The 7,670-nt window shown below is 59.3% G+C and carries 6 protein-coding genes; 3 read left to right on the plus strand and 3 right to left on the minus strand.

Annotation, left to right across the window (positions count from 1 at the left end):
* Both ACH2EH_RS24955 and ACH2EH_RS24960 read right to left on the minus strand, forming a co-directional pair.
* A partial coding sequence (locus ACH2EH_RS24955; protein WP_395146089.1) for a hypothetical protein occupies nt 1–533 on the minus strand: 533 nt, incomplete at its 3' end.
* Between the two features lie 60 nt (nt 534–593).
* Entirely contained in the window at nt 594–1,721 is a 1,128-nt protein-coding gene (locus tag ACH2EH_RS24960; RefSeq protein ID WP_395146091.1) for an RNA-guided endonuclease InsQ/TnpB family protein, read from the minus strand.
* Between the two features lie 132 nt (nt 1,722–1,853).
* On the opposite strand from ACH2EH_RS24960, the gene ACH2EH_RS24965 reads away from it, so the two are divergent.
* A complete protein-coding gene (locus tag ACH2EH_RS24965; RefSeq protein ID WP_395146093.1) occupies nt 1,854–2,996 on the plus strand; it encodes a tetratricopeptide repeat protein in 1,143 nt (380 codons plus the stop codon).
* Here the strand turns inward: ACH2EH_RS24965 and ACH2EH_RS24970 are convergent.
* The gene (locus tag ACH2EH_RS24970) at nt 2,969–4,612 is read right to left on the minus strand and encodes a CRTAC1 family protein (RefSeq protein WP_395146094.1); all 1,644 of its coding nucleotides are present in this window, start codon (nt 4,610–4,612) and stop codon (nt 2,969–2,971) included. The two genes, ACH2EH_RS24965 and ACH2EH_RS24970, sit on opposite strands and share 28 nt — an antisense overlap.
* 239 nt (nt 4,613–4,851) lie before the next feature.
* Between ACH2EH_RS24970 and ACH2EH_RS24975 the strand changes: the two genes are divergently transcribed.
* Both ACH2EH_RS24975 and ACH2EH_RS24980 read left to right on the plus strand, forming a co-directional pair.
* Nucleotides 4,852–6,609, plus strand: coding sequence for an AMP-dependent synthetase/ligase (locus ACH2EH_RS24975; protein ID WP_395146096.1), 1,758 nt, complete (start codon nt 4,852–4,854; stop codon nt 6,607–6,609).
* On the plus strand, nt 6,602–7,670 hold a 1,069-nt coding region (locus ACH2EH_RS24980; protein WP_395146098.1), incomplete at its 3' end, for an MFS transporter. The genes ACH2EH_RS24975 and ACH2EH_RS24980, both read left to right, overlap by 8 nt.

Consider the following 7,670-nt stretch of genomic DNA (forward strand, 5'->3'; position numbering starts at 1 on the left):
TCTTCCATGACCACACTCTGCCCGGAGAGCTGTAGAAAGCTCCAGGCATCGCCCGTAGTGACAGCACCATAGATTACAGTGCGTGGTGTTCCCGCACGCTCGTTGAAAATCTTGGCTGCGACCATCTCGGCGATGCACTGGCCGTAGCCGCTGACAATGGCTTCGTTCTTGGCTTCCACAACAGCGAGTACAGGCGCTTCTAAGTAGAGCGACTCAGGCGAGGCGGAGACCAGATAGTCACAGAACCCGGAGAGGCGCTGGGCGGCATCAACGATAAAAATTGCCCCCGAGAACACGCTGATCTGGTAGTGTGCCTGCCGCCGCGCTTCCATCAGAATGGGCATGATGAGTAGCTCCGAGCGCGCTTTCTCGGTGTTCAGGCGCAGGGCATACTCCGCCGACTCCTCCAGGTGCGCGGTAAGAATGCTGGAGGGCGACACGGGTGCGGCGGCGGCAAAGAGCCCCGCTTGATCCTGGCGTGTCAGGCCAAACGAGCGCAGGGCATCGGGGAGGGTAAAGTCGCTGTAGGCCATGCTCGTATTGTACCGCTTGACATCTTGCAAGAGAGCATTGTAGGATGCGCACACGGTAACTTATCCCCCCGCTAAAGCAGGGGGCTTTGACAGTAATGATAGATTACCCATCGTTCCGTCCATAGGGCGAGTTACAAACGCCCCGTGTCCTGAGATGTTCACTGCCGCATTGCGATCAGCATTCATCTCCAGACCACAGTTTTTACACTTGAAGACAGACTGAGACTTTCGATTATGTTTAGCACAGTAGCCACAAATAGAGCAAGTACGGGAGGTGTTGCGTGGATCAATCAGAACCACAGGGATACCCGCACGCCTTGCCTTGTAGGTCACAAACTGTTTCAACTGATCGAAACTCCAGTTGCCAAGCTCAAAACGCATCTCTCGGCTGAAGCCGTTTCCTCGCTCTCTGATACCGCTAAGGTCTTCAAGAACGAGTGCCTTCCCGAGCCTAGCCGCAGTTTCGACAAGTCTGCGGCTGATGTTATGGTTCACCCAGCGAGTGAAGCGTGCTTGGCGACAGCGCAACCTTTGAAGGTGACGCTTTGCCGATTTAGAACCGCACTGCTGAAGCCCAGCGCGAAGCCGTCGCAGGGCGCGTCTGATTTTGCGAATAGGTTCTCCGCTGTACTGGTTTCCTTCGCTGTCAGACGCAATCTGCACAATGCCAAGGTCAATACCAATCGTGCCGTTGACTTCGCGAAGCGGGGGATCTTCGATGTCGCAGGTTGCCATCAGGTAGAACGCACCATCCAGAAAAACGAGGTCAGATTCACCACGCAATCCCTTGAGCAGTTCGGTCTGGTGTTCACCGCAAACGAAGGGGATTCTCTCTCTTCCTGTGAGAGTCCAGATAGAAACGCACCGCTTCTCAAGGACGTATCGGAGGACTCTGGAATCGTAGGTGATGGCTCCCAGAGGACGAAAAGCGCGAATCCTCTGAGTGTCCCGTTTGTAAGCGTCCGCGACTTTAGCAAAGAGGAGTGCGACTATTTGCGCGGTGAGTCCTGTTTCGTTGCGTATGGTTTCGTACCACTGGTAGTGCAGGTCAAAACGCCCAAATACCTTGGCAGAAAACGCCCAATCAGACACGCGGCAAGCCGCCTCATTGGTTTTCACCATTGTCTGTTTGAGGAGTTCTGCTTGCTCTTGTGTGGGCAGGAGTTTGATTTGTGCAACGAGCTTCACAGACAACATTCTATCATTATAATGACAAACAATCAAGAAAGGACACGGATTGCCCCGAAGCCTTCCGGCAGACAGGAGTAGCCCTCCTCCCCCGGCTAAAGCCGTAGAGGGGGTTTCCGTGCTACGTTTTTTATGAACCGTTTTGCAGGAGTTTTGCTGCTGGTACTGGCGGGCTGTTCGGTGTCTCCAAGCCCCTCGGGGACGCCTTCGCCTTCAGTGCCCCGGCGGGTGAGCGCGGAGCTTGTGCCTACGGGCGATATGCCGGTCGAGGTGAGTGCTACGGTGCAGGCGCTTCAGGCGGCGCAAGAATCAGGGCAGCACGCGAAGGCTCTGAGCTTAGCGCAGGCATTGGATCCCGTGGCGGCTCGTTCCTCCGATCTGAGTGATTTTTTGGGAGGGTTTTATCTCCAGCTGGGGGCACTGGATCGGGCGCTTCCGCTAGTACGGCAGGCGCTCGCGCTGGCCCCGAAGTCGGCGGCGGCGCTGGTCCATCTGGGCCAGTTGGAGCAGGAGCTGGGCTACTCGAAGCCCGCTGGGGAGCACTTGCGTTCTGCGCGGGAGCTGGCACCGGATGTGGTGTCGGTTCACCTGGCGCTGGCGCGTTTTTTAGAGCGTGAGCTCCACCTACCGGAGGGCGAGGCCGAGCGCCGCGAGGCGGTGGCTCTGGATCCACAGAACCCTGGCGTGCTGGGCGAGCTCGCGAGTAATCTCATCAAGCAGCAGCGCTACGACGAAGCCAAGAAGGTGCTCACTGAGGCGGATCGGTTTGCCCCGGATGCGCCTCCTGGTCTGCTCCAGCGGGTGGAGATCGCCTGGGAGGAGGCCCGGCGGGGGGGCGGCAAGCCCGAGGAGCGGTACGCCGAGATGGAGAAGTGGCTCACGCTGTGCCTCAAAGTGGCCCCGGGCTACCCCGCCGCGCTCTATGGGCTGGGGAACTTAAAAATTGCCCGTGGCGACGATGCGGGCGCACAGGTGGCACTGGACGAAGCGCTTGCCCGTGCCCCTGAGCTAGAGGGGCTTAAGATTCAGCTCGGGCAGGTGCTCGTGCGGCGGGGGCAGCGCGAGCGGGGGCTGAAGCTGATCCAGGAGCACCGCCGCGCCCAGGAGCGCCGGGAGACACGGGATCGTCTGGTGAGCCGTGTGGCGATGCAGCCCGAGAGTAGCGCCCGGCGTCAGGAGCTTATCCGCTGGTGCCTCGCCAACGGGGAGGCTGCCCGCGCCCGCCTGGAACAGGCTGAGCTTGCGCGTCAGGGTCCCTCACGAACCGGCAAGTAGCGATCTAATCCAGGGGTAGCGAGGGTTTGGACTGTCCCCGACGGCCAGCGGATCACTACTTTCTCCACACCCACTGCCGCTCCCAGGCCGATATGCACGCGCGGATCGGAGCTGGAGAGATACGAGCCATCGGCGTGGCAGTGCCGCACTAGGGTCTTGCCGCCCGGAAGGGTGACGGTCACAGTAGCGCCGTAGCCGTCGCGGTTGCTCTTGGTTCCTTCCAACACCAGCCCCAGCCAGTGCCCGCGTCCTGCTCCTGCGGTCTCATTGTGAAGCAACAGTGGTGCTCCCTGCGAGTCTACGAGAAGTAGGTCCACCGCCCCGTCGTTGTCAAAATCTCCCGTCGCCAGCCCCCGCCCGAGAATCGGCTTTGCGAACGACGGACCGCCTGCGCGGCTGACGTCGGCAAAACGGCCATTCTGGTTCTGAAAGAGCTGGCTGGGCTGCGTGTAGGTGGTGCTGGCATCGAGTTTCTGGACATTGTCCTGGACATGGCCATTGGTGAAGGCAAGGTCCAGCCAGCCATCGTTGTCAAAGTCCAGGAAGCGGCAGCCAAAAGCGACATAGGGCTCCGTCGCCGCCCCGATCCCCGCCGCGAAGCCGACATCTTTGAATACTTTTCCCCCCTCACTGTGGTAGAGCGAGTTGGGTTCGTGGCGAAACGTGGTCACGACCAGATCCGGCCAGCCATCGTTGTCGTAGTCGCCCCAGTCCAGGCCCATGCCCGCGTGGAGCTTGGTGTCGCTATCGTAGGCCACTCCGAGGGCATCAGCCTGATTGGTGAAGCCTTTTCCATTTGCAGTGGGCATCAGCAGATCACTCGGTGCTTCGTCGTTGGCGAAGGCGATTCCCAGCCGCCCCGAGCCACTGAAATCACAGGCCGCCACTCCTAGCCCTCGGCCCCGAGTCTGGGCCTTGACTCCGCTACTCACAGAGGCATCGGTAAAACGGCCCGTGCCCAGATTCTGAAAAAACGCGGCGGGCAGGGGCTCGTACTCACGGGGGCCACAGGCCGCTAGAATACTCGCGCCGTGGGCATCACGGGTGTCGCAGAGAAGGCGTGCCCCACGCTCCGGTGAGAAGTCCACGTAGTTTGCGACAAAGAGATCGAGCTTTCCGGAGCCAGGAGTTGTCTCCACCCAGGTCGCCGCCGTCCCCCAGGGCTGGGGTGTGATACCGGCTGCGGCACTGATCTCTGTGAAGCGCTTACCGCCCTCGTTATGCAGCAACGCCCCGCCTGCAAAGGCAGTTAAGTAGATATCGGGATAGCCATCGTGGTCGAAGTCGCCCACGGCGCATCCCAAGAACGCCCCAGTGAGCTTGGGAAACTCGGCGGGCGTGAACTGGCCCTTGCCATCGCCGCGAAAGAGGGCACAGGGTGCCCCGACCAGCAGAATATCCAGGTTACCATCGTGGTCGAAGTCCAGAAAAGCACAGCCATTGCCAATCGTCTCCTTAAGGTTCAGTGGGGTTTTCGAGGGCTGTGTCCAGCGGTAGTGCAGCCCCGCTGCCTCGGTGATGTCTCGAAAATAGGGAGCCTGTGTCGGGGAAGCCGCTTGCTTGGTGCAGCCCGCTAGAATCAAAAGAAACGCCGCGCCGGGAAGTCCTGGTTTCATGCGTGCATTTTACCTAGGAAACGTAGGACTGGGAAGGCCATAAACCAGGAGGAATGTCCCGCGCGGGAGCGAAGTGTCACACCCTAAAATAGCGGTATGGAAAACGTCGTTGTGACCATCATGATCTACGGAAGTCTGGGAAATGTTTTGCTCCTCACCCTCTCCTGGCTCTGTGCGGCAGGTTTTTGCTGTCAGGATCGCGAATAAGAAAGCAATACAGTCTCTAAAGGATAAGGGCAATGACCGACCAAACACTGACACAGTTTTTTCAACAAACCGTCGCGGCGCAGGGAAGCGCGGTGGCGATGCGCTACCGGGAAGACCGCGAGTGGCATAGTATTTCCTACACGGAGCTCGCGGCAAGAGTGGAGGCGACGGCGGCAGGGCTCAGGAGCCTTGGCATTGTGCACGGCGACCGAGTGGCGATCTACGCCGAGAACCAGCCGTCGTGGGTGGTTGCCGACCTCGCCTGCCATGCACTGGGCGCGATCAATACGTCTATCTATCCGACATTGCCCCCGCCCCAAGTGGCTTTTATTGTCAATGATAGCAGTGCCAAGGTTCTGATCGCGGGCAATGCAAAGCTGCTCGCCAATGCGCGCATCGCGCAGGCCGAGTGTCCGAGCCTCACGCAGCTCATCGTGATGGGCGAGGCCGACGGTGACGCGCTCTCGTTTGCGCAGCTCCAGGAGCGTGGTCAGCAAAATCCCTTCGCCCCCGGCGCGTACGAGGCAGCATGGCAGAGTATCAAGCCCGAGGATATCGCGTCCTTGATCTATACGTCGGGCACCACCGGCGATCCCAAGGGCGCGATGCTCACACACAAGAACTTCACCAGTAACGCCATCAATACGCTCGCACTCTTCTCCAAAGGCGGTATCACCATCACTGCCGAAGACACGTTTCTCTCGTTTCTTCCGCTTGCCCACTCGTTTGAGCGCATGGGCTGCTACCTTGCCCTTGGCACAGGCTCAACCACGGCGTACTCCGAGGGCGTGAAGACGCTGCAAGAGGAGATGAAGACGGTCCAGCCGAGCATCATGCTCTGCGTGCCGCGCCTCTGGGAGATGATGCAGGATCGGGTAATGGACAAGGCCACCAAGGCGGGCGAGCTACGCCATGCGATCTTTACGAAATCTCTCGAAGCCGCCAAAGAGTGCATCCGCGAGGAGCAGACGGGCAGGCATCCTGGAATGAGCCTGACGATTCAGCGGGCCACGGGCGAGAAGCTGGTCTTTTCCAAGATTCGCGAGGAGTTCGGCGGTAAGTTCCGGCTTCTGGTCTCGGGCGGCGCGGCGCTCAACCCGGAGACGGCGCTTTTCTGGCGGGCGCTGGGCATGAACCTGGTGGAGGGCTACGGCCTCACCGAGACATCACCGGTGATCTCTATCAATCCGGGGCATGCGGTGCGTATCGGCACCGTTGGGCAGGTCATCAATGAGGGGGAGGTTAAGATCGCCCCCGATGGCGAGATCTGCTACCGTGGCCCCAATGTGATGAAAGGCTATTGGAACAACGAGCAGGCCACGCGGGACATGATTTCTGACGAAGGCTGGCTCCACACCGGCGATATCGGTGAGCTAAGCCAAGACGGTTATCTGAAAATTACGGATCGCAAGAAAGATATTATTGTTCTGGCCAATGGCAAGAATGTCTCGCCCGTGCCCATTGAGACAAAAATCAAAAACTCGCCGTTTATCACCGAAGTCGTGCTTATTGGCGACAAGCAAAACTCCATTACTGCCTTAGTCGTCCCCAATATTGAGAAGCTACGCGAGGCGGGCTTCACCGAGGCCGACGATAAAAAGAAAATAAAATCCGAAATTGACGCGAACTCAACCACACTGGCGGACTTTGAGAAGATCAAGAAGTTCACGCTCATCAACGCCGTTTTCTCCATTGACACCGGCGAGCTCACGCCCACACTCAAAGTGAAGCGCAAAGTGATCCTGCAAAAATGGGCAAAAGAGATCTCTGAATTGCGTGGCGATGAGTAAGCCCACGTTCCAGGATAAGCCGTTCTGGTATCTGGGGACCGGCGCGTACTGGTTTGTGACCAGCCTGAAGTGGTTTGTGCTCTTTCTGCTCCAGCCGCTTCAAGTGGCGGAGGTCGTGCCGGGCGGGGAGAAAAACGGCGCGTGGGGGATGATTGTTGCTATCGGAGCCTTCGAGGCGATGATTGGCCCAGCGCTCATGGGCTGGCTCTCGGATCGCACCCAAACGCGTTTTGGCCGTCGTCGCCCGTTTTTAGCGATTGGTGCCGCGCTCACCAGTGTCGCCTTGCTACTACTGGGGCAGGCAAACTCACTGATGATGATGGCGATTGCCTATCTGTTCTTGCAGATCTCCGACGATGTGGCGACCGGCCCCTACGCCGCGCTGATCTACGACCAGGTGCCGGAAAATCACCGAGGAAAAGCCAGCGGAATCCTGAGCATGCTCCAGTTGATCGCGCAGATCGTCGCGGTAGGTATCGGGCTGGGGCTGGGTAAGATTGCGCTGATCTATGTCGCGGTAGCGGTCATCAATATTATCTGTGCGCTGATCACGCTCGCCATCTGGCACGAGCCCGCCGCCCCGGAGCAACGCAAGCACGAGCCCGGAGCGGCGCTGCCCCGGATCACGCCTGCGGCCTGGATTGAGCCGTTTCGCTCGCCGGACTTTCGCTGGGTCTGGCTGGCACGCTTCTTAGTGGCCTTTGGCTTCTACTTAATTTTGCTCTATGTGAGCAACTATCTCTCGGATCGGGTTCCGCAGCTCACGCTCTTTGGGTTGGACTTAAAGACGCCCAAGAACGGGGCGCTGGCGGCGGCGCTGGGAATCTCGCTTTCCGGGGCGATTGGCTCAGGGATTGCGGCACGGCTAACCGACACTCTCGGGCGTAAGAAAATTATCGGGCTGGCGGGCTGGGTGATGGCCGTCGCGCTGATTCCCTTTGCGCTGATCCCTAACTTCACGGTGATCTTCTGCGTCGCGCTGGTCTTCGGCTTAGCCTATGGTATCTATCTCTCCGCGTCGCTTGCCTTAGCCGCCGATGTGCTCCCTGACCCGGAGGCTG

Source organism: Armatimonas sp. (assembly GCF_043760365.1).
Classification (GTDB): Bacteria; Armatimonadota; Armatimonadia; order Armatimonadales; family Armatimonadaceae; genus Armatimonas.